Raw genomic sequence first — 1,289 nt, forward strand, 5'->3', positions numbered from 1 at the left:
CTGGGGTTGACCCCGTTTCGTGGACATCGAGTTATGCGGCTTCTGCCGCGGGGTTCATGAGCTGGTGCTCGAAGGCTACCGGGCTGAGCATGCCCAGTGACGAGTGCCGTCGGGTCCGGTTGTAGGTAGCCTCGATCCAGGCGCCGACGCCGCGCTTGGCGGCGGCCTTGGTCGTGAATCTCCGCCGGTGGTAGTACTCGGTCTTCAACGTCGACCAGAACGATTCGATCTGCGCGTTGTCCCAGCACACCCCGGTCCGCCCGACCGAGATCCTGACGTCCAGCTCGGCGGCGACCTCGGCCAGCCGGGCGGAGGTGTACTGGCAGCCGCGATCGGCGTGGAAGATCACTCCGGTGGTGTCACACCGGCGCAGGGTCACTGCCCGGCGCAGCGCGGTCTCGACCAGCTCAGTGCGCAGGTGGTCATCGACCGCCCAGCCCAGCACCCGCCGCGAGCAGCCGTCGCGGACCGCACACAAGTACAGCCATCCCTGATCGGTGGGCAAATAGGTGATGTCCGAGGTCCACACCGCATCGAGGCGGCCGCGATCGAAGTCGCGCTCCACCAGATCGGGGATCGTGTGCGCGGACTCGTCTGCGACCGTGGTCACCGGGTGCCAGGTGGCCGGGCTGATGCCGGCGATGCCGTGGGCGCGCATGAGTTTCGCGACCGTCTTGCGCGAGACCACCTCCCCGACAGCGCGCAGGTCGGCCAGGATCCGCGGCGCACCGTTGACCCCGTCGGAGGCCGTGTGGGCGGCCAGCACCTTCTGGCCCAGCTGGGCCCGTCGCACAGCCGAGGGACCCGGCGGCCCCTCGCGACGTGCCAGCCAGGCGTAGTAGCCCGACCGGGACACCTCGAGCAGCTCGGCCATGCGGGTGATCTCGTAGTCGGCCTTCTCCGCGTCGATGAGCTCGAACATCCTCACCGGTTCTGGTTCTCGGTCGCGAAGAAGGCGGCTGCTTTTTTCAGGAACTCCCGGTCCATCCGCAGCTCGGCCACCTCACGGCGCAACCGCTCCAGCTCTGCCCGCTCATCGGTATCCAGTGCTGAGGGCGGGTCGTCCATCTTGGCCCTCTCGATCGCGACCCAACGACCCAGCAGAGCTTCTCCGACACCGATCTCCTTCGCCACGTGGACGATCGGGCGCCCGGTGTCGATCACCAGATGCGCGGCATCACGCCGGTACGCGGGCGTGTACCTCTTCCGTTTGGCTCCCACAGGAACATCCTCCCTGCCAGGCACCAGGCCTGACCATCAAGGACGTCCACCGAAGGGGGTCAACCTCA

The 1,289-nt window shown here is 67.6% G+C and carries 1 protein-coding gene; it reads right to left on the reverse strand.

From position 1 onward, the window contains the following. Positions 1-31 precede the first annotated feature (31 nt). Positions 32-1,221, reverse strand: a protein-coding gene (locus tag ACPYN7_RS17965) for an IS3 family transposase (protein ID WP_136341198.1) whose coding sequence is annotated in 2 segments (ribosomal slippage) — positions 32-969 and positions 969-1,221 — 1,191 coding nt in all. Because the reading frame shifts where the segments join, the coding sequence is not laid out codon by codon here. Positions 1,222-1,289 lie beyond the last annotated feature (68 nt).

Origin of the sequence: Kocuria sp. CH-021, from assembly GCF_049716185.1 — a bacterium.
Taxonomy (GTDB): Bacteria; Actinomycetota; Actinomycetes; order Actinomycetales; family Micrococcaceae; genus Kocuria; species Kocuria cellulosilytica.